General features: G+C 64.3%; 16 protein-coding genes. 9 read left to right on the top strand and 7 right to left on the bottom strand.

Annotated elements, in window-relative coordinates; all coding sequences use genetic code 11:
* The first annotated feature begins 21 nt into the window (after positions 1 to 21).
* Together HCZ97_RS06980 and HCZ97_RS06985 are read left to right on the top strand one after the other, a co-directional pair.
* Complete coding sequence (locus HCZ97_RS06980) at positions 22 to 204, top strand: hypothetical protein (RefSeq protein ID WP_167687975.1); 183 nt, start codon at positions 22 to 24, stop codon at positions 202 to 204.
* A 136-nt stretch (positions 205 to 340) separates the two neighbouring features.
* Complete coding sequence (locus HCZ97_RS06985; RefSeq protein ID WP_167687976.1) at positions 341 to 1,120, top strand: gamma-glutamyl-gamma-aminobutyrate hydrolase family protein; 780 nt, start codon at positions 341 to 343, stop codon at positions 1,118 to 1,120.
* A 50-nt stretch (positions 1,121 to 1,170) separates the two neighbouring features.
* Here the strand turns inward: HCZ97_RS06985 and HCZ97_RS06990 are convergent, their stop codons facing one another.
* Entirely contained in the window at positions 1,171 to 1,923 is a 753-nt protein-coding gene (locus tag HCZ97_RS06990) for an SDR family oxidoreductase (protein ID WP_167688088.1), read from the bottom strand.
* 623 nt (positions 1,924 to 2,546) lie between these two features.
* On the opposite strand from HCZ97_RS06990, the gene HCZ97_RS06995 reads away from it, so the two are divergent.
* The 3 genes from HCZ97_RS06995 (at position 2,547) to HCZ97_RS07005 (ending at position 7,049) form a co-directional block, all read left to right on the top strand.
* Positions 2,547 to 4,121 carry a Re/Si-specific NAD(P)(+) transhydrogenase subunit alpha gene (locus HCZ97_RS06995; RefSeq protein ID WP_167687977.1) on the top strand — a complete coding sequence of 525 codons (1,575 nt, stop codon included), beginning with the start codon at positions 2,547 to 2,549 and terminating at the stop codon, positions 4,119 to 4,121.
* Between the two features lie 13 nt (positions 4,122 to 4,134).
* Positions 4,135 to 5,556, top strand: a complete 1,422-nt coding sequence (locus HCZ97_RS07000) for an NAD(P)(+) transhydrogenase (Re/Si-specific) subunit beta (protein WP_167687978.1) — start codon at positions 4,135 to 4,137, stop codon at positions 5,554 to 5,556.
* A 215-nt stretch (positions 5,557 to 5,771) separates the two neighbouring features.
* Entirely contained in the window at positions 5,772 to 7,049 is a 1,278-nt protein-coding gene (locus HCZ97_RS07005; protein WP_167687979.1) for a DUF3422 family protein, read from the top strand.
* 79 nt (positions 7,050 to 7,128) lie between these two features.
* On the opposite strand, the gene HCZ97_RS07010 is transcribed toward HCZ97_RS07005, so the two are convergent.
* The 3 genes from HCZ97_RS07010 to HCZ97_RS07020 form a co-directional block, all read right to left on the bottom strand.
* Positions 7,129 to 7,989 carry an ABC transporter permease gene (locus tag HCZ97_RS07010; protein WP_254871409.1) on the bottom strand — a complete coding sequence of 287 codons (861 nt, stop codon included), beginning with the start codon at positions 7,987 to 7,989 and terminating at the stop codon, positions 7,129 to 7,131.
* A gap of 82 nt (positions 7,990 to 8,071) precedes the next feature.
* Positions 8,072 to 9,094: an ABC transporter permease gene (locus HCZ97_RS07015; RefSeq protein WP_167687981.1), complete on the bottom strand. Its 1,023-nt coding sequence runs from the start codon at positions 9,092 to 9,094 to the stop codon at positions 8,072 to 8,074.
* 92 nt (positions 9,095 to 9,186) lie between these two features.
* Positions 9,187 to 10,893: a peptide ABC transporter substrate-binding protein gene (locus HCZ97_RS07020; protein ID WP_167687982.1), complete on the bottom strand. Its 1,707-nt coding sequence runs from the start codon at positions 10,891 to 10,893 to the stop codon at positions 9,187 to 9,189.
* Positions 10,894 to 11,148: 255 nt separating this feature from the next.
* Here HCZ97_RS07020 and HCZ97_RS07025 point away from each other — a divergent pair, with 255 nt between their 5' ends.
* The 4 genes from HCZ97_RS07025 to HCZ97_RS07040 are packed head-to-tail and all read left to right on the top strand — an operon-like array spanning position 11,149 to position 16,557.
* On the top strand, positions 11,149 to 12,984 hold the full coding sequence (locus tag HCZ97_RS07025) for an ABC transporter ATP-binding protein (protein ID WP_167687983.1): 1,836 nt from the start codon (positions 11,149 to 11,151) through the stop codon (positions 12,982 to 12,984).
* 41 nt (positions 12,985 to 13,025) lie between these two features.
* Positions 13,026 to 14,192, top strand: a complete 1,167-nt coding sequence (gene argE, locus HCZ97_RS07030) for an acetylornithine deacetylase (RefSeq protein WP_167687984.1) — start codon at positions 13,026 to 13,028, stop codon at positions 14,190 to 14,192.
* 1 nt (position 14,193) lies between these two features.
* Positions 14,194 to 15,369 carry an amidohydrolase gene (locus HCZ97_RS07035; protein WP_167687985.1) on the top strand — a complete coding sequence of 392 codons (1,176 nt, stop codon included), beginning with the start codon at positions 14,194 to 14,196 and terminating at the stop codon, positions 15,367 to 15,369.
* Between the two features lie 24 nt (positions 15,370 to 15,393).
* Positions 15,394 to 16,557 (top strand): M20 aminoacylase family protein, encoded by a 1,164-nt coding sequence (locus HCZ97_RS07040; RefSeq protein WP_167687986.1) that lies wholly within the window; start codon positions 15,394 to 15,396, stop codon positions 16,555 to 16,557.
* Positions 16,558 to 16,656: 99 nt separating this feature from the next.
* Here the strand turns inward: HCZ97_RS07040 and HCZ97_RS07045 are convergent, their stop codons facing one another.
* Genes HCZ97_RS07045 through moaA form a run of 3 tightly spaced genes read right to left on the bottom strand, consistent with a single transcriptional unit; the run spans position 16,657 to position 20,027 of the window.
* Positions 16,657 to 17,700 (bottom strand): glycosyltransferase family 4 protein, encoded by a 1,044-nt coding sequence (locus HCZ97_RS07045; protein WP_167687987.1) that lies wholly within the window; start codon positions 17,698 to 17,700, stop codon positions 16,657 to 16,659.
* A 12-nt stretch (positions 17,701 to 17,712) separates the two neighbouring features.
* On the bottom strand, positions 17,713 to 19,020 hold the full coding sequence (locus HCZ97_RS07050; RefSeq protein WP_167687988.1) for a 3-deoxy-D-manno-octulosonic acid transferase: 1,308 nt from the start codon (positions 19,018 to 19,020) through the stop codon (positions 17,713 to 17,715).
* Positions 19,020 to 20,027 carry a GTP 3',8-cyclase MoaA gene (gene moaA / locus HCZ97_RS07055; protein WP_167687989.1) on the bottom strand — a complete coding sequence of 336 codons (1,008 nt, stop codon included), beginning with the start codon at positions 20,025 to 20,027 and terminating at the stop codon, positions 19,020 to 19,022. The genes HCZ97_RS07050 and moaA overlap by 1 nt, the downstream gene beginning before the upstream one ends.
* Positions 20,028 to 20,054: the final 27 nt, after the last annotated feature.

The following is a 20,054-nucleotide window of genomic DNA, read 5'->3' on the forward strand; positions in this document are numbered from 1 at the left end:
GTTCACAGGAAAGGAAACTCCATGTCCGCCCCCGATACCAACACCGAAAAGCAGGCCAAGTCCCACGTTGCGCCCATCTGGGGCATCGGTCTGGCCGTCTTTGTCGGCCTGGTCCTGGCCGTCGCCATGGTCTTCAGCGCAACGGACGGAGAGACCGACACCGACGATGCCGCGATCCAGTCCGGCACGGAGTCCCTGGACTGATCCCGCCGAAGAGGCGGGGGGTGATGCTGCCGGTTTTGGATGCGCTGCCACTCGGTGGTGCATCTCCGCACATCAATTCCCGTTTTCTTTAGCTCTCTGGGGCATTACCTTGGGTGGAGAAACTTGAGGCATCCCCATGACCAGACCCCGCATAGGCATCATTTCCAACCAGCATGTGATCGACGGCAGCTACCGGACACATGCGGGCGGGGTGATGAATACCGAAGCGGTGGCAGAGGCCTCGGGCGGGATGCCCCTGCTGATCCCGGCCGATCCGCGTTTCCTCAGCGTCGAGGAACTGCTTGAGACCTTCGATGGCTTCGTGCTGACCGGCGGGCGGCCCAACGTGCACCCCTCCGAATACGGCGAGGAAGAGACAGAGGCGCATGGCGCCTTTGACCGTGCGCGCGATGCCATCACCCTTCCGCTCGTGCGTGCCTGCGTTGAGCGCGGACAGCCCTTCCTGGGCATCTGCCGCGGCTTCCAGGAGGTGGCGGTTGCCATGGGCTCCTGCCTGCATCCTGAGATCCGCGATCTGCCCGGGCGCAGCAACCACCGCATGCCCCCCGATGGCACCCTAGAAGAGAAATTTGCCCTGCGCCACAAGGTGACCTTCACCGACGGCGGCGTCTTCCATCACCTCATGGGCACGCGTGAGGTCATGACAAATACCCTGCACGGGCAGGGGGTTGTGCGGGCCGGCAAGCGCTTTGTCATCGACGGCACCGCGCCGGATGGCACCGCAGAGGCTGCCTATATCGACGGCGCGCCGGGCTTTACCTTGGCCGTGCAATGGCACCCCGAATACAACGCCGTGAACGACCCGGTCTCCCGTCCGCTGTTCGAAAGCTTCGGCAAGGCCGCCGCCGCCTGGCAAACCGGGCAGCGCGCGATGCCCATGCTGAAAAGCGCCTGAGCACCGGCCCTTTCGCGATCAGGCGCGCGACCTAGTCGCGCCGCCTTCGGTCAGATCGGTCCCCCGGCAATCCGCACCTCGGTTCCGTTGACGCTTTCGCAAATCGGGTTGCAAAGCCAGAGCGCTGCGGCAGCGACCTCTTGCGGGGTGATCAGCTTCTGATGGCGATTGAGCTTCACCATCATGTCACGTGCCTCCGTATCGCTGACGCCAGCGCGTGCCGCGATGCTTTCGGTGTTGCGGGTGACGATCGGCGTGTCGACATAGCCCGGGCAGATCGAGTTGAAAGTATAGGGGCTGCCCAGGAAATCCTCCGCAAAGCTGCGCATCATGCCGATGACCCCATGCTTGGATGCGGCATAGGCCCCGGCGCCGGCCGATCCCCGCAGCCCGGCAATGGAAGAAACGGCAATCACCCGGCCCCAGTCGGTCTCCAGCATGGAGCCCAGGCTTTCTCGGACCGTGTAAAAGCAGCCATCCAGGTTGGTCGCCATGATCTTGCGCCAGAACTCCGCAGAGGTCTTGTGCAGCTTGCGCCCCTCCGCAATGCCCGCATTGGCCACGCAGATCTGGACCGGACCGCGCTTGGCAACGGCCTGAGCGATCCCGTCGCGGACCGAGCCCTCGTCGCTGACATCCATCGCCAGGGGGAACATGCCGGTCGTTGCGGCCTCTTCCAGGACCTCCGGGCGGCGGCCCGTGATCGTGACCTTTGCCCCGTTCTCCACTAGGGCCTGCGCGATCGCCAGGCCGATCCCCGTCCCCCCGCCGGTCACCAGCGCGTGTTTTCCGTCCAGCATGATATCCCTCCCGATAATGCGAAATTACTTTCCGCTGGTCGGGAATTTGACGGTATTATGCCTAATGCGCAAGCAATCTGTCCCGGTAGTGGCAGGGCGGGCGAGGGGCTGTCTGCGCTCATACGCACCCCCGGTTTCGCGCTGGCGCTGCATCTTTACCTTGCTATGATCCCGGCAAGACGAACGGATTTGGAAGGAACCCGCGCGCGGCACGGCGATGCCTCTCTGCCCGAACAACCGGCCCGAAAGCCCGCACCAGATGGCGCTGATCGGCGCCGGAACGGGGAACCCAGGGGGGTGCAAGGTCGCCTTTTCGGTGAATCGGCAAAACATCTTTGCCCGTTAGCGCTGTCACGTCTTCCATGTGCCACGGCACTGAGAGAAAAGGGTTTCAACCAGAAGGCGGAGGAGGCCGCACCGCGATATTTACGCGTCACTTCCGTTGTCGTTGACGTAAGAACCCGTGCTTCGGTTTGACACTGGCTTGTCGGTCATGTCATCCCGGCGCGGGCGCTGCGCAATAAAGTTGCGCGGCTTGATAGTGAGGGGCCGAGCGCTAGCGTTCGGCAGAAGACCCGCCGCTCCGCACCGGGGCGGCTCGATGTTCGAAAAGGGGGACGTCACAGGTGAAAATCGGAACGCCAACAGAAGTGTTCGCAGGAGAAGCCCGCGTCGCTATGACGCCGGAATCCGCGCTGCAACTTCAGAAACTGGGGCATGAGTGCTTCATCCAGTCGGGGGCCGGCCTGAAAGCCGGATTCATCGACGCGGCCTATGAAGAGGCCGGTGTCACCGTATTGCCGGACGAAGGGGCTCTCTTCGAAACCGCCGATATCATTGCAAAGGTGCGCCCCCCTTCCGAAGAGGAAGCAAAGCTGCTGAGGAAGGGTCAGACCCTGATCTCCTTCTTCAACCCGGCGGGCAACACCGAGCTGCTGGAGCAGTGCAAGGAGCAGGGCGCGACCGTCATGGCCATGGAGATGATCCCGCGGATCTCCCGTGCCCAGAAGATGGATGCGCTGTCTTCCATGGCCAACATCGCCGGCTATCGCGCCGTGATCGAAGCCGGCAACAACTACGGCCGCTTCTTCACCGGTCAGATCACCGCTGCGGGCAAGGTTCCCCCGGCGAAGGTCCTGGTGGTGGGGGCGGGCGTTGCCGGCCTGGCCGCCATCGGCGCCGCGACCTCTCTCGGCGCCATTACCTATGCCTTCGACGTGCGCCCCGAAGTGGCAGAGCAGGTCGAATCCATGGGCGCGGAGTTCGTCTACCTGGACTTCGAGGAAGAGCAGCAGGATGGCGCGGCCACCGGCGGCTATGCCTCTGTTTCCAGCCCGGAGTTCCGTGAGGCCCAGCTGGCCAAGTTCCGCGAGATCGCGCCGGAAATGGACATCGTCATCACCACGGCGCTGATCCCCAACCGCGAGGCCCCCAAGCTCTGGCTGGAAGACATGATCGCCTCGATGAAACGCGGCTCGGTCATCGTCGACCTTGCGGCAGAGCGGGGCGGCAACGCGGAAGGCACCGTGCCGGATGAGAAGGTCGTGACCGACAACGGCGTGACCATCATCGGCTACACGGACTTCCCGTCGCGTATGGCGACCCAGGCCTCCAGCCTCTACGCCACCAACATCCGCCACCTGATGACGGACCTGACGCCCGAGAAGGACGGCGTTGTCGACCATGACATGGACGACGACGTGATCCGTTCGGCCACGGTAACGCACGAAGGTGAAGTGACCTTCCCGCCGCCGCCCCTGAAGGTTGCGGCCATCGCGGCCCAGAAGCCGAAGGAAAAGGCCAAGGAGCAGACGCCGGAAGAGAAGCGCGCCGCGGAAGTGGCCGCCTTCAAGAAGCAGACCCGCACCCAGGTCGGGCTGCTGGGGATCATGGCCATCCTCATCCTGGGCGTCGGCCTGATCGCGCCCGCCAGCTTCATGCAGCACTTCATCGTCTTCGTGCTGTCGGTCTTCGTGGGCTTCCAGGTCATCTGGGGCGTCGCGCATTCCCTGCATACCCCGCTCATGGCGGTCACCAACGCCATCTCGTCGATCATAATCCTTGGCGCGCTCATGCAGATCGGATCCGGCAACTGGATCGTGATCATCCTTGCCGCGCTGTCGGTCTTCATGGCCGGGATCAACATCTTCGGCGGCTTCCTTGTCACACGGCGCATGCTCGCCATGTTCCAGAAATCGTAAGGAGTAGGGGATCATGGATTTCGGTTTCACTACGGCGGCCTACGTGGTCGCGGCTGTCCTCTTCATCCTGTCGCTGGGTGGCCTGTCGGGCCAGGAAAGCGCGAAGCGGGCCGTCTGGTACGGCATCGCCGGCATGGCGCTGGCGGTGGTTGCAACGCTCATCGGCCCCGGTGCGGGCTTCTGGCTTCTGTCGCTCATCCTGATCGCGGCGGGCGGGGTCATCGGCTTCTTCGTCGCCACGCGTGTGCAGATGACAGAGATGCCCCAGCTGGTCGCGGCGATGCACTCGCTTGTTGGCCTGGCGGCGGTCTTCGTGGGCTTCAACGCGCATTTCACCATGCGCGGCCTGGCCCGCGGGCATGAGGCCGTCGGCACCTTCGCGGAACTGGTGGCACACAAGTCCCCGGTCGAGCTGGGCATCCTTCAGGTCGAGCTGTTCCTGGGTGTCTTCATCGGCGCCGTGACCTTCACCGGGTCGGTCATTGCCTATGGCAAGCTGGCCGGCAAGGTCAGCTCCAAGGCAGAGAAACTGCCGGGCGGTCACATGCTGAACGCAGGGGCTGCGGCGCTCTCCCTGCTTTGCCTGTTCTGGTACACCAACACCGGCGGCTTCTTCCCGCTGATCATCATGACGGCCTGCGCGCTGTTCATCGGCTACCACCTGATCATGGGCATCGGCGGCGCGGACATGCCTGTCGTGGTTTCCATGCTCAACAGCTACTCTGGCTGGGCAGCGGCGGCGATCGGCTTTTCCATGTCGAACGACCTGCTGATCGTGGTCGGCGCGCTGGTGGGTTCCTCGGGTGCGATCCTGAGCTACATCATGTGCAAGGCGATGAACCGCAGCTTCGTGTCGGTGATCCTGGGCGGCTTCGGCGGCACCTCCGGTCCCGCCATGGAGGTCGAGGGCGAGCAGATCGCGATCGACGCCGATGGTGTCGGCACGGCGCTGGACGAAGCAGACAGCATCATCATCGTGCCGGGCTATGGCATGGCGGTGGCACAAGCACAGCAATCCGTGTCCGAGCTGACCCGCAAACTGCGCGCAGCCGGCAAGGAAGTGCGCTTTGCCATCCACCCGGTGGCGGGTCGTCTTCCCGGCCACATGAACGTGCTGCTTGCAGAGGCCAAGGTGCCCTATGACATCGTCATGGAAATGGATGAGATCAACGACGATTTCCCGGAGACGGACGTGGTCATCGTGATCGGCTCCAACGACATCGTGAACCCCGCCGCGCAGGAGGATCCCAATTCCCCCATCGCCGGGATGCCGGTGCTGGAGGTCTGGAAAGCCAAGCAGGTCTTCGTCTCCAAGCGGGGCCAGGGCACGGGCTATTCCGGGATCGAGAACCCGCTGTTCTACAAGGACAACACGCGGATGTTCTACGGCGACGCGAAGAAGTCCATCGACGAGCTTCTGACCAAGATCTCCTGATCGGGGTCACTGGGAAGGAAAGGGGCGGTCCTGCGGGGCCGCCCTTTTTTCATCCCCCGCACCCAGAGCTGGAGAGCACGCCGTCCCATGCCCTGCTGGCAGAAGGACGCGGTATGCAACAGTATTCCGGTAACCTTCTGAAATGTTTGCGGAAACAGGGTTTCTTCGCGTTGCGTCAAGGTTCACAAATTGTGAAAGACGCAAGTGAATGTGCCATGCCCCTTGAAGATCACCCGCTCCGCTATCCGCTCGCCAATGAGCTGCACGCCAGGCCCTTTCCCACGCTCGCCACCCCGTGCAGCGTGGCCTTCCTGGCGCTGAAGGCCCCGGGCACCGATACCGCCCGCGACAAGCAGGCCGAACGGCAGCACCTGCTGGACCTGCTGGATCGTCACGGCGCCCCGCACCCGCAGCCCGACGCGACCCATTGGTCCGGCCAGATCGGGCGCCACATGCTGAAGTGGGAAAGCCATACGGAGTTCGTGACCTTCACGATCTTCACCCGCACGCTGTCCGACCGCCCCTTTGACCCGGCGGAGTTCGAGGTCTTTCCCCCTGACTGGCTTGCAAAGGCGCCGGGACAGCGGGTGACCTCAATCCTGCTGCGGGTGGAGCCGGGGCCGGAAGACGACGCGATAGACGACAAGCTGGAGAGCTGGTTCGAGGGCGAAAGCCTGGCCGTGGCCCATGTGCTGGAACGTGAGGCGATCATCGCCGGGGATTTCCGCATCGACCCGGCAGGCCATATGCGTTTCGCCGTCTTCACCGGTCAACAGATCGGCAGCCGCCGCGTGGGGCGCGTGGTCCAGCGCCTTTGCGAGATCGAGACCTACAAGGCCATGTCGATGCTGGGCCTGGCCCGGGTCCGGCGGATCGCCCCCTGCCTGCACCGGATCGACGACGCCCTGACCGGGCTGATCGGCGCCATGCGGCAGGATGAGACGAAGTCGGAGGACACGCTGAAGGGCCTTCTGAAGGTTTCGGCAGAGCTGGAGGATCTCGCCGCGCGCACGGCCTATCGCTTTGCCGCGACCAAGGCCTATGAGGCCATCGTCCGGGAGCGGGTGGAGATGCTGCGGGAACAGCGGTTCCGCGGGCGCCAGACCTTCACGGAGTTCATGATGCGGCGGTACGAGCCGGCCATGCGCACCGTCCGGGCCAGTGAACAGCGCCTGGGGGCCATGTCGGACCGGGCGATCCGCGCAGGCGAGTTGCTGCGGACCCGGGTGGACGTGGAGCGCAGCGCGCAGAACCAGGCGCTGCTGGCCTCCATGGACCGGCGGGCGGATGCGCAGCTGCGGCTTCAGGAAACGGTCGAGGGGCTTTCGGTGGTGGCGATCAGCTACTACGCGGTCTCGCTGGCCAGCTACATGCTTTACCCGCTAGCGGAAAGCTATCACCTGTCCAAGGGCTTGGTCCTGGCGGGGGTCACCCCGCTGGTGGTGGTGCTGGTCTGGCTTCTGGTCCGCCGCATTCGGGCAAGGATGCACTGAAGGCGGGCAGGGGGCGCAAAGCAGTGCCGCCCGAAAGCTGGGCTTCCGGGCGGCACAGGGTCCGCCTGCAAGAGGGGCTTCAGCGGCCGCGGATCCTAGGATCCAGCGCATCGCGCAGACCATCGCCCAGGTAGTTGACCGACAGCACCGTCAGGGAGATCGCGACACCGGGCAGCAGCACCCGTTCGGGGTTCTGTTGCAGGTAGTCCACCGCATCGTAAAGCAGCCGCCCCCAGGTCGGGAAGTCCGGCGGGAACCCAAGGCCAAGGAAGCTGAGCGCGCTTTCCGTGATGATCGCATTGGCGATGCCCAGCGTGGCAGAGACCACGATGGGAGAGATCACGTTGGGAAGGATGTGCCGCATGATCATCATCATGTTGGTGGTCCCGATGGAACGCGCGGCCAGCACGAACTCCCGTTCTTTCAGGGCCAGGACATCGCCGCGCACGATCCGCGCGGTCGGCATCCAGGAGGTGATGCCGATGGCGGTCACGATCAGCAGGAAGATCCCGGTTTCGGTGCCGAAGGCCTTGGACAGCGGGTCGCGGAACAGCAGCACCATGACCAGCAGCAGCGGCAGCAGGGGCAGGGCCAGGAAGAGGTCCGTCATCCGCATCAACAAGTTGTCGAGACGGCGGAAGTAGCCTGCGGTGATCCCGATCAACGTGCCCAGCACCAGCGCAAGCAGCATCGCGGTGATCCCGACGGCCAGGCTGACCTGCCCGCCTTCCATCAGGCGCGCCATCATGTCCCGGCCCAGCTGATCGGTCCCGAAGGGATGCGCCAGCGAGGGGCCTTCATTGCGGGCGCGGAAGTCGATCTTGGCCGGGTCCAGCCCCCAGAGGTAGGGACCAAGGAAGACCGCCAGGACGATGAACAGGAAGACGAAGCCGCCCACCATCGCGCCCTTGTGGTGGCGGAACTGGCTCCAGACCTCCATCCACTGGCTGCGCGGCGGGGTGGAGGGGACCGGGTCGGTGAGGATCTCCGTGACCGGGATCTCGGGGCGGGGTGCAGGAGAGTCAGTCATAGCGGATCCGGGGATCGAGGATGCCGTAAAGGATATCGGCGATCAGGTTGAAGAGCACGATCAGCACGGCAAAGATGAAGGTCAGGGTCTGCACCATGGGCAGGTCATTGGCCTGGATGGCGCCGATCAGAAGCTGGCCGATGCCGTTCACCTTGAAGACCTGCTCGGTGATGATGGCGCCGCCGAAGATCTGCGGTATGCCAAGGGCGATGACCGTGACCACCGGGATCATGGAGTTGCGCAGCACGTGGACCAGCACCACAGGCCGTTCACCCAGCCCCTTGGCGCGGGCGGTGCGGACGTAATCCTGGTTGAGGTTGTCCAGCATCGAGGCCCGCATGAAGCGCGACAGCTGAGAGGTGATCTGCAGGGCCAGCACCATCACCGGCATGACCATCTGGCGGATCTGCTGGCCGAAGCTTTCCCAGTCCGTCACCTTGAGGGTCGTGTCGTAGATCGAAGGGAACCACCAGAAGCTTTCCCGTGGCATGTTCACCGAGAAGATCACGATGATCAGCACGCCGGAGAAGAACGGCGGTACCGAGTAGCCGACCATGGTGACGAAGGTCCCGACGTTGTCGAAGACCGAGTAATGCTTGTAGGCGGAGTAGATGCCGATGGGCAGGGCGATCAGGATGGCGACGATATAGGCCGTGCCCACGACCCAGAGGGTCTGCGGCAGGCGCTGCACCACGATATCCATCACCGGAGATCGGGTCTGCCAGGACAGGACGCGCAGCTTGCCGTCGGCGAAATGGGTGCCGAAGATGTTGTCGATCAGAACCTGGGGTTCGATCCAGAAGAACTGGACCAGCCACTTCCAGAACTGGATGTACATGGGCTCGCCAAGGCCAAGGGCCTCGCGCATGCGCTCCTTGACTTCGGGCGGGACGGTCAGCGGGACCTGGGCCATCGGGTCGCCGGGGGACAATTGCAGCAGGGCAAAGATCACCACGGCGATGAACAGCAGGGTCGGGACGGCGACGATGAGCCGTCTGATGGTGAAATTGAGCATGAAGGATCCGGGCTTGCGGGCATCACCGGGCGCAGGGTCCGGTGGGGCAGGATGGTCCGGGGCCCGGCGTGTTGCCGGGCTCCGGGGCTAGATCAATCCTTGATGCGGTACCAGTCCGCCGCGTTCCACAGCTCGCTGTCCCAAGTGTTCAGGACGACACCGCCCAGGGAGTTGGAGTGCGCGGAGACACGGCCACGGTCCACCAGGGGAACGATGGTGTAGCTTTCCTTGGTGATCATCTCGTTCAGCTTGATGGCGATCTCGCCGCGCTTCTCAAGCTCGCCGGTCTTGGCCAGCTCGTCGAGCAGGGCGTCGTATTCCGGATCGCAGTAGCGGTTGATGTTCTCACCCTGCCACTGGGAAGAGGGCTTGGGTTCGTTGCCGCAACGATACATCGCCAGATAGGCCTGCGGATCGGTGCCATCGAAGTTGTTGGCGTACATTTCCACGTCCGCGTAGAACTTCTGGAAGGTATCCGGAGAGCCGGGATCGCCACCGAAGAAGACCGAGGAAGAGACGTTCTTCAGCTCGGTTTCGACGCCGATCTCGGACCACCAGGCCTTGATCGCGTCCTGGAAGTTCTGACGCACGGCGTTGGTGGAGGTCTGGAAGAGCAGCTTGAGCGGCACGCCATCCTTCTCGCGCACGCCATCGCCATCGGTGTCGACGATGCCGGCTTCATCCAGAAGCGCCTTGGCGCCTTCGATGTCCTGCGTCATGCAATCGGTGTTGGGCGAGGCAAAGCGCGCGGGCGCGGGCACCAGGTTACAGGTCGGGCGACCGGCCTGGCCATAGCCGATCTCGACCAGGATCTCGCGGTCGATGGCCATGGACAGGGCCTTGCGCACGGCCAGATCCGACAGGAAGGGGTGCGGCTCTGCCACGGTCGCGCGGGTTTCGGGCGGCAGGTCGGGGGAGGGATTGGTGAGGTTCATCTCGATCCGCTCGACCAGCGTGCCGAATGCCGAAACCGGAACGCCCTTGCCGCCCTCTGCCATCTTGGCCAGGACCTCGGGGGCCAGCTGCAGGTTCCAGGCATAGTCGAACTCGCCCGTCTCCAGCACGGCTCTACCCGCTGCGGTTGCGTCACCGCCACCCTTGAAAGTCAGCGTGGCGAAGGCCGGTTTTGCCGGGTCGCGGTAGTTCGGGTTGGCGGACATGGAGATCACGTCGTTGGGCTTGAACTCGTCCACGACGAAGGGGCCGGTGCCGATCGGGTTGAAGTTCGCCTCGGTGCATTCGGGGGCACGGGCGCCCAGGCATTCGGCAAACTGCGCGGCCTGGATGATCGGGGACTGACCGCCCATGAAGGGCAGGTAGGGGTTGGGCTGCGGGGACTTGAAGGTGACCTTCACGGTCAGCTCGTCCAGCGCTTCCACCGTGTCCACGGCGTCGAACTTGGAGAACTGCGCGCAGCCGCCATCGGGGTCCATGCAATAGGACGCGGTGAAGACCACGTCTTCGGAGGTCACCGGCGTTCCGTCCGACCAGAGCAGGCCTTCCTTGAGTTTCCAGGTGATGGTGGTGAGGTCCTCGGACACGCCGCCATTGCTGACGGTGGGGATTTCCTGGGCCAGGAAGGGCACCAGCGCGCCGTCTTGGTCAAAGCGGCCAAGCGGCTCCAGGATCAGAGAGGAGCTCTCGATATCCTTGGTGCCACCGGACAGGTAGGGATTCAGGATCGAGGGGGCCTGCCAGTAGATGATGTTGACATGGCCGTCCGCCCCACGTTCGGCCATGGCAGCCGGGGCCAGGGCGAAGCTCGCCGCTGCGCCCAGCAGAATGGATTTGATTGACATAGTGATCTCCCGTTTAGAAATTCCGACCCTTTTTTCCGGCCGGTTGCGACCCCGAAGAGACCGGCTGACACAGGCGCAGACTGCTCTGTCACCTCCGTCGGGCGCATCCCCTCATGGAAGTGTTTATCGAAAATCGGATTCGTTCAAATTGCAAGCCTAACGCTCAGGTGACCCTAAGAGAGCGGCGCGCGCAGTTTGACAATCAAGCGAAAGCCTCGTTAGCGTCAGTTCAACTTCCCTCATGCAAGGTGCCACATGCTGGATACCGGAACGCCCAACCAACCGCTTGCGCAGATCAAGAACCTTCAGGTTACCTTTGAGACAAGGGATGGGCCGGTCGAAGGGGTAAAGGATGTTTCCTTCGATATCTTCCCCGGAGAGACCGTCTGCGTGGTGGGCGAATCCGGCTCGGGCAAGTCCGTTTCCTCGCTGTCGCTGATGCGGCTGATCGAATACGGCGGCGGCAAGATTGCCGGTGGCCGCCTAATTTTTGATCGCAAGGGCGGCGGTGAGATCAACCTGGCAGAGGCGAACCAGAGCCTGATGCGGACGATCCGGGGCAATGAGATCGGGATGATCTTCCAGGAGCCGATGACGGCCCTGAACCCGGTCTTCACCGTCGGGCGTCAGTTGCGCGAAGGGCTGATGGTCCACAAGGGCCTGTCGAAGTCCGCCGCGACCAAGCGCGCGGTGGAACTGCTGCGCGAGGTCCGGATCCCGGAGCCCGAGCGCAGGATCGAACAATACCCGCACGAGCTTTCCGGCGGGATGCGCCAGCGGGTCGTGATCGCCATGGCGTTGGCCTGTGAACCCCGTCTGCTGATCGCGGACGAGCCGACCACCGCGCTCGACGTGACGATCCAGGCAGAGATCCTGGCCCTGATGGACCGGCTCAAGCGCGAGACCGGCACCGCGGTGATGTTCATCACCCACGACATGGCGGTCGTTGCGCAGATGGCGGACCGCGTGGTGGTCATGTTCCGCGGCAACAAGGTGGAAGAGGGGCCGGTCGAGCAGATATTCAACGCGCCTGCGCATGATTACACCAAGGCCCTGCTGGCCGCCGTTCCCAAGCTAGGCGAGATGACAGGCAAGCCGCTGCCAGAGCCGATGAAACTGTTCGGCGTGGAAGGCCAGAAGATCGAACCGATCCCGGGCAAGGACGAGGTCCTGCTGAGCGTGCGGAACCTGGTCACGCGCTTTCCGGTGAAGGGCGGGGTACTGCGCCGCACAGTGGCCAATGTTCACGCGGTCGAGGATATCTCTTTCGAGATCAACAAGGGGCAGACCCTGTCGCTTGTGGGGGAATCCGGCTGCGGGAAGTCGACGGCGGGGCGGTCCCTGCTGCGGCTGATCGAACCGCTCTCGGGGCAGATCGAGCTGGATCACACGGATATCATGGCGCTGAACTCGCGCGACCTGCGCCGGGCGCGGCTGGACATGCAGATGATCTTCCAGGATCCTTTCGCCTCTCTCAATCCGCAGATGCAGCTGGCCGAACAGGTGGCAGAGCCGATGCGGAACTTCGGCACCGAGAAGGGCCAGGCAATGTACGACCGGATCGAGATGCTTTTCGATCGGGTCGAGCTGCCGCGCAGCTTCCTGCGCCGGTATCCGCATGAACTGTCCGGCGGTCAGCGTCAGCGGGTGGCCATTGCGCGCGCCTTGGCGCTGAACCCCAAGCTGATCGTGTCCGATGAATCCGTCTCGGCGCTGGATGTCTCCGTCCAGGCCCAGGTGCTGAACCTGATGATGGAACTTCAGGCGGAAATGGGCCTGTCCTTCCTCTTCATCTCCCATGACATGGCAGTGGTGGAACGGGTCTCTCACCGGGTGGGGGTCATGTACCTTGGCCGCATCGTCGAGATCGGCTCGCGCCAGGCGGTCTTCGAGGATCCGCGCCATCCCTATACCCGTGCCCTGATGAAGGCGGTGCCGATCGCGGATCCGGCGCGGCGCAAGAAAGAGCACGAGCTGAATTTCAAACCCATTCCCTCTCCGATCCACGGGCTGGACTATCAGCCGGAGCCATCGGTTTACGAGAAAGTCGGCGAGGACCACTATATCCTGACGACAGACAGCGGTTACTGAAGGGTACGGGCCTGTGCCCCGGTGCCTGCGGAAAGACGAAAATGACTTCACGCCTCTCTCCCCTGGAGATCATGGAAAAGCTGGTGAGCTTTCCGACGGTCAGCCGCGACAGCAACCTGCCCCTGATCGACTGGGTCCAGGACTACCTTGAGGAACACGGGGTCACCTGCCTGCGCCATGACCATCCCGACCAGCCAAAGGCCGGGCTTTGGGCCCATGTGGGACCCTGGGAAGAGGGTGGCGTCGTGCTGTCGGGGCACACGGATGTCGTGCCGGTGGACGGGCAGGACTGGACCAGCGATCCCTTCACCGTGACGGAACGGGACGGGAAGTACTTTGGCCGCGGCTGCACGGACATGAAGGGCTTTGACGCGCTGGCGGTCTGGGCGCTGGCCGAGGCAGCCGGCCGGCCGCTTGCCACGCCGCTGCAACTGGCCTTCACCTATGACGAGGAACTGGGCCTGATCGGGGCCGAACCGCTGCTGAACGACTGCCTGCCAAAGGTGCCCAAGCCCGCCATCGCCATCATCGGTGAGCCAACCACGCTGCAGGTGGTCTCCGGCCATAAGGCCGGGGTGGCCATAAGCACTCGGGTGCAGGGATACGAGGTGCACAGCTCCATCGCCTACAAGGGCGTCTCTGCGGTCATGGAGGCCGCGAAGCTGGTGGACTGGGCCAACCAGGTAAACGTCGCCAATGCCGCGAAAGATGCGACGGGCACGGATGCGCTGTTTGATCCGCCCTGGACCAACGCCCATGTCGGCACGATCTCCGGCGGGACGGCCAATAACATCACCGCCGGGCAGTGCGATTTCGTGCTGGCGTTTCGCTGCGTGCCAGGGGAAAGCCCGGAAACCTACGCCAACGCCTATGCCGAGGAAGCCCGCAAGGTCGAAGCCGCGATGCAGGCGATCCGGCCGGAGACCTCGATCACGCTGACCCGGCTCTTCGATGCCAAGGGGCTTGTGCCGGAGCAGGACGGGGCGGCCGACAGGCTGGCGCGCCAGCTGACCGGCGACAACGGATCGCATGTGGTCAGCTACGGGACTGAGGCCGGCTATTTCCAGTCGCGCGGCATGTCTGCGGTCGTCTGTGGCCCCGGGGACATAGCCCAGGCTCACCAGCCGGACGAATACATCACGATCGCGCAGTTCGAGGCGGGGCAGGATTTCATGCGACGCCTGCTCGATCACCTGTCGGAGAGCTGATATGCCCGTCCGCAACCGCATTGCAGAGATGCAGGATGAGATCGCCGGCTGGCGCCGCCATCTTCATGCCAATCCGGAGCTGCGGTTCGAAGAGCACCAGACAGCCGCCTATGTGGCCGACAAGCTGCGCAGCTTCGGCTGTGACGAGGTGGTCGAAGGGATCGGCGGGACCGGCGTGGTTGCCGTGATCAATGGGCAGGGTCGGGTATCAGGTCGCTGCATCGGGATGCGGGCGGATATGGACGCCCTGCCGATTATTGAGGCAACCGGACTTGCCCATGCCTCCACCAATCCGGGCAAGATGCATGCCTGCGGCCATGACGGCCACACGGCCATGCTACTTGGTGCCCTCAAATACCTTTGTGAGACGCGGCACTTCACGGGGCGGGTCGTGGGCATCTTCCAACCGGCGGAAGAGGGCGGCGGCGGCGCGGCGGCGATGATCGAGGACGGGCTGCTTGAGCGTTTCGGGATCGATGAGGTCTACGGCATGCATAACTGGCCGGGCCTTGAAACCGGGCGTTTCACCATGCGCAAAGGCGCGCAGTTCGCCTCTCCGGTACGGTTCGAGATCGCGGTGACCGGGCAGGGCGGGCATGCCGCCATGCCCCACCTCAACGTCGATACGACCCTGGCCGCTGCCCATATCCTGACCGCGCTGCAAAGCATCGCCTCGCGCAATGTCGATCCGGTCAAGGAGGTCGTCGTCTCTGTCTGCGGGTTCCGGACTGAGACCGATACCTACAACGTGATCCCCGGCGCGGTGGAACTGAAGGGCACCTTCCGCGCGCTTGATACAGAGGTCCAATCCCTTGTCCGCCGCCGGATCGAAGAGATCGCGACCGCCACGGCAACGGCCTTTGGCGCCACGGCCAAGCTGACGTTCCTGCCGGGGCCGCCGGTGCTGGTGAATGATGGCGCCTCCGTCGATCACGCGCTGAGGGCCGCCAGCGCGGTCTCCTCGGCGGACTCAGAGCTGGCCCCGGTCATGGGTGCGGATGACTTTGCAGAGATGCTGCAGCGTCGGCCCGGCGCCTATGTGCTGGTCGGCAATGGCAAAAGTGCAAACCTTCATCACCCCGAGTATGAATTCAACGACGCGGTCATCCCCTATGGCTGCAGCTGGCTGGCGGAACTCGCCGAAACGCGGCTGCCGCTGGCTGAGCAGCCGGGCTGATCCCAGAACACCAAGGAGCCGAAAATGCCTATCAAGAACCGCCTGTCGGAGATGCAGGCCGAAATCACCGAATGGCGCCGGGATCTGCACGAGAACCCGGAAATCCTGTTCGAAACCCATCGCACCTCTGCCATCGTAGAAGAGAAGCTGGAGGCCTTCGGCTGCGATGAGGTCGTGACCGGCATCGGCCGCACCGGCGTCGTGGGCGTCATCAAGGGCAAGAGCGACACCTCAGGCAAGGTCATTGGCTTGCGGGCGGACATGGATGCTCTGCCGATCCTTGAGGCGACGGGGCTGGAGTACGCCTCCAAGACGCCCGGCGCGATGCACGCCTGCGGTCATGACGGCCACACCGCCATGCTGCTGGGGGCCGCCAAATACCTGGCCGAGACGCGCAATTTCGACGGCACCGCCATCGTGATCTTCCAACCGGCCGAAGAAGGCGGCGGTGGTGGCCGGGAAATGTGCGAAGACGGCATGATGGAGCGCTTCGGCATCCAGGAAGTCTACGGAATGCACAACTGGCCGGGGATGCCGCTGGGCTCTTTCGGGATCCGTCCCGGCGCCTTCTTTGCCTCCACCGATCAATTCGAGATCGTGGTCGAAGGTCAGGGCGGCCACGCGGCCAAGCCGCATAACACCTGCGATCCGACCGTTGCTGCCAGCCAGCTGGTCGTCGCGCTGCAGACCATTGCCAGCCGCAACGCCAATCCGGTTGAACAGGTCGTGGTTTCCGTCACCAGCTTTGAAACGGAGTCCAAGGCCTTCAACGTCATCCCGTCGCGCGTGACCCTGCGCGGCACGATCCGCACCATGTCCAACGAGATGCGCGAGATGGCAGAGGCACGGCTGAAATCCATGTCCTCCTCCCTGATCGAGGCGATGGGCGGGCGGGCCGACATCCGCTGGATCCCGGGCTACCCGCCGATGGTCAACCATGAAGAGCAGACGGAGTTCGCTTCTTCCGTCGCGGCCTCTGTCGCGGGTGAATGCACGTTCGCGGACATGACCATGGGCGGAGAGGACTTTGCCTACATGCTGGAGGAACGCCCCGGCGCCTATATCCTGGTGGGCAATGGCGACAGCGCGGATGTCCACACGCCGGAGTACAACTTCAACGATGAAATCATCCCGGCAGGCTGTTCCTGGTGGGCCGAAATCGTCGAGCAGCGGATGCCGGCCGCCTGAGCCCTTCGCCAACCGCAGGCGTGATCCAAAGGCGCGCCTGCGGCGCATTCCCCTGGCTGAACGGCATCGTCACGACGATGCCGTCGCCCTTGGCGGGCCTCAGCCCTCTGCCCAGAGCGCCTCGTAGACGGCAGCGATCCCGTCGGCTTCCCGCGAGATCCCGAACAGCCGTTCGGCATCCTGGCGGGCATGGAGGGACATGGCGTTTAACAGCCCGGCATCGCCCAGCATCCTGCGCAGTCCCTCTGCCGCCGCCGGTACATCTTCGAGCGGCACGACCATGCCGTTCTGGCCGTCCTGGGTGAATTCGCGGAAGAAACCAGCCTCGCTGGCAAGGATGGGCGTTGCAGAGGCCAGTGCTTCCAGCGGGGCCATGCCGTAACCTTCGTAGCGCGGCAGCTGGATCACAAGGGACAGCGCACGCAGGAGGGCGGGCAGGTCTTGGGCCGGGATCTCTCCGGGAAAGAGGATGCGATCGCTCAGACCCGCCGCGGCGACCTTTGCCTTGAGGTCGTCAAGGAAGGACTGGTCCCCGGACTTGGCCTTTCCCAAAACAAGCGCGGTGGTCTCAGGCATGTCCGGCAGGACGCGGATCAGGGTTTCGACCGTCAGGTCAGTGCCTTTCTCGGGACGGATGCGCCCGATCGTGGCGATGCCCCTGGTGCCGGGGTAGCCCGTGGCGGCCCAGGCGGTAGCGCGATCCGTGGCCGGCGTGAAGAGGTTGCAATCGACCCCATGGGGCACGACCGCCCGGACATGGGGCACGAATTCGGCGGCTTTCTCTGTCGTGGCGATGACCGCATCCATGCGGGAGATCAGCCAGCGGGGCAGGGCCGAATGATAGCGCTGCGCGGCAGAGGTGAAGACGATCCTGATCGGCAGGCGCAAGACGTCACGCGCCCAGATCGCCGCGCGCATCTCAGGATTGCGGCGCACGTGCCAGATGCCGAAGGGCCGGCCTGCGGGGGCGACGCGAGACATCTGACGGGCCTGTCGCGCCGTGATCGGATCGGGGCAGCCGGGCAGGGGGTGCCCCACCAGCTTCAGGTCGTACTGGGTCACTTGCTGACGCAGGACGCCGGCAGCCGTCGCCGAAACGCCGGTGAAATTGCTGTTGAAATTGGTGACGAAGAGCTCTGCCATGATGACCCCGGTCTAGCCTTTGCCCAAGGTCGCGGGAAGCAGTTTCTCCTGCAGCAGGCGTGCAATCGCGGCGATCTCTCCGCGCTGTCGCTCGCGGATCCGCCGGGCGGCGGTTGCAATGCTGTCGTGCATGGCGGCATCCGTCAGGATCTCGTGCAGGGCTTGCGCAAGGGCTTCGGCGTCCGCCACGCTTTTCGCGGCGCCGGAGCTGTCGAACAGCGCATAGGCCTCGGCGAAATTGGCCACTTTGGGCCCGTGTAGGATGGGCGTGCCGAAGCAGGCGGGCTCAAACGGGGTATGGCCGCCAGCGGGCCCGAAAGAGCCGCCAAGGAAGGTCACGGGCGACAGGGCATACCAGAGGCCGGTTTCGCCCAGGGTGTCGGCCAGGTAGACCTCTGCGCTGCCCGGAGCTTCACCTGCAGAGCGGCGGGTGACGCTCAGTCCCTTTTCCGCGATCAGCCGGGCGATGTCATCGGCGCGGGTCGGATGGCGGGGCACCAGGATCAGGCGCAGGCCCTCGAGCTTGCGCGCGGCCAGGAGATGGGCGTCGAGAACCGCCTCTTCCTCTCCTTCATGGGTGGAGACCGCGCTCCAGACCGGGCCAGGGTAGGCGATCCGCATCTCTTCCAGCGCCTGCTCATCCACGGGCGGCGCCTGGATCAGGGCCTTGAGGTTCGGCCCCACGTCGACCTGTTCGGGATCCGCGCCAAGCGCCAGGACGCCATCCAGCGTGGCACGATCCTGGGTGCGAATGACCGCGAACTGGTCCATCAGGAAGCGGAACGTCGCCTCCAGCCGTTGCCAGTTGCGCAGGGTGGTGCGCGACATGCGGGCGTTCACAAGGGCCAGCGGGATGCCCCGGGCGCGGGCGCGCACCAGAAGCTGCGGCCAGATCTCACTTTCGACGAAGACGCCGGCATCGGGCCGCCAGTGATCGAAGAACCGGCGCAGGGGGGCGGCACTGTCGATGGGGGCGAACTGGTGCTGACAGCGCGCTGGCAAGCGGTTGGCAAGAACCTTGGCCGAGGCGGCCGTGCCCGAAGTGATCAGGGCAGAGGCCTGGGGCAGGGTGTCCAGCAACTCCTGGACTAGGGCAAGCACGGACACGCTTTCGCCGACGCTTGCGGCGTGGAACCACAGGAGTATGCCGTCGGGCCGGTCAGCGGTGGCATGGCCCAGCCGCTCTTTCCGGCGCTCTTCCGGGATGCCCTCATGGCCCAGCTTGCCGTTGACCCTGCGCCAGATCAGCGGTGCTGCACATTCCGCCACGAGGCGGTAGAAATGGTAAAATGGCGTCGCCTTCGCCCCGGCACCGGACATCACCCGCCCGTGTGGCTCATGTGGCGAGAGACCTGGCCGTCTGGCCGCTGCCGCGAGTAGTCAAAGTCATGGCCCTTTGGTTTCAGGCCGATGGCGGCGCGGATGGCAGCTTCGAGCGGGGCGTTGTCCTGAGGATGGTTGCGCAGGGGCGGGCGCAGGTCGGCCATGTCTTCCTGCCCCAGGCACATGTAAAGTTGCCCGGTACAGGTCATGCGCACACGGTTGCAGCTTTCGCAGAAATTATGGCTGAGCGGCGTGATGAAACCCACCTTCTGGCCGGTTTCTTCCAGCCGAACGTAGCGGGCCGGTCCGCCCGTGCTTTCGGGCAGATCTGTCAGCGTATAGTGCTTTTCGAGCTGAGCGCGCAGGTCGCGCAGGGACCAGTACTGGCCCACCCGGTCCTCGTTGCCCATGTCGCCCATCGGCATGACCTCGATCCAGGTCAGATCCATGCCGCGCCTTGCGCAGAATTCGGCCATGCTGAGAAGTTCATCTTCGTTGAACCCCTTGAGCGCCACGGCGTTCAGTTTGACCTGGAGGCCGGCGGCCTGTGCGGCGTCCAGCCCGCGCAGCACCTGCGGCAGGCGGCCCCAGCGGGTGACGCGTGCGAACTTTTCCTCGTCCAGCGTATCAAGAGAGACGTTCACGCGGCGCACGCCAGCGGCCGCCAGATCCGCCGCGTAGCGCTCAAGCTGGGAGCCATTGGTGGTCAGCGTCAGCTCCTGGAGCGCCCCGCTTTCCAGATGGCGCGACATGCCGCGGAAGAAGGTCATGATGTCCCGGCGCACCAGCGGCTCTCCCCCGGTGATGCGCAGCTTTTCCACGCCCATTCCGATGAAGGTCGTGCACATGCGGTCGAGCTCTTCCAGCGTCAGGAGTTCCTTCTTGGGCAGGAATGTCATGTTCTCGGCCATGCAATAGACGCAGCGAAAATCGCAGCGGTCGGTGACCGATAGACGCAAGTAGGAGATCGCGCGTTGGAAAGGATCGACGAGGGGTTCTGTCATGGGGGGAAGGTATTGTGGCGAAGGGTC

The sequence above is a fragment of the Pseudooceanicola sp. HF7 genome, assembly GCF_011806405.1.
Lineage (GTDB): Bacteria > Pseudomonadota > Alphaproteobacteria > Rhodobacterales > Rhodobacteraceae > Pseudooceanicola.

Coding starts and splice junctions, on each gene's coding strand:
- HCZ97_RS07015 (WP_167687981.1), bottom strand. CDS start 9,094: ATGCTCAATTTCACCATCAGACGGCTCATCGTCGCCGTCCCGACCCTG.
- moaA (WP_167687989.1), bottom strand. CDS start 20,027: ATGACAGAACCCCTCGTCGATCCTTTCCAACGCGCGATCTCCTACTTG.
- argE (WP_167687984.1), top strand. CDS start 13,026: ATGACTTCACGCCTCTCTCCCCTGGAGATCATGGAAAAGCTGGTGAGC.
- HCZ97_RS07005 (WP_167687979.1), top strand. CDS start 5,772: ATGCCCCTTGAAGATCACCCGCTCCGCTATCCGCTCGCCAATGAGCTG.
- HCZ97_RS07050 (WP_167687988.1), bottom strand. CDS start 19,020: ATGTCCGGTGCCGGGGCGAAGGCGACGCCATTTTACCATTTCTACCGC.
- HCZ97_RS07040 (WP_167687986.1), top strand. CDS start 15,394: ATGCCTATCAAGAACCGCCTGTCGGAGATGCAGGCCGAAATCACCGAA.
- HCZ97_RS06980 (WP_167687975.1), top strand. CDS start 22: ATGTCCGCCCCCGATACCAACACCGAAAAGCAGGCCAAGTCCCACGTT.
- HCZ97_RS07000 (WP_167687978.1), top strand. CDS start 4,135: ATGGATTTCGGTTTCACTACGGCGGCCTACGTGGTCGCGGCTGTCCTC.
- HCZ97_RS06985 (WP_167687976.1), top strand. CDS start 341: ATGACCAGACCCCGCATAGGCATCATTTCCAACCAGCATGTGATCGAC.
- HCZ97_RS07020 (WP_167687982.1), bottom strand. CDS start 10,893: ATGTCAATCAAATCCATTCTGCTGGGCGCAGCGGCGAGCTTCGCCCTG.
- HCZ97_RS07045 (WP_167687987.1), bottom strand. CDS start 17,700: ATGGCAGAGCTCTTCGTCACCAATTTCAACAGCAATTTCACCGGCGTT.
- HCZ97_RS07025 (WP_167687983.1), top strand. CDS start 11,149: ATGCTGGATACCGGAACGCCCAACCAACCGCTTGCGCAGATCAAGAAC.
- HCZ97_RS07010 (WP_254871409.1), bottom strand. CDS start 7,989: ATGGAGGTCTGGAGCCAGTTCCGCCACCACAAGGGCGCGATGGTGGGC.
- HCZ97_RS07035 (WP_167687985.1), top strand. CDS start 14,194: ATGCCCGTCCGCAACCGCATTGCAGAGATGCAGGATGAGATCGCCGGC.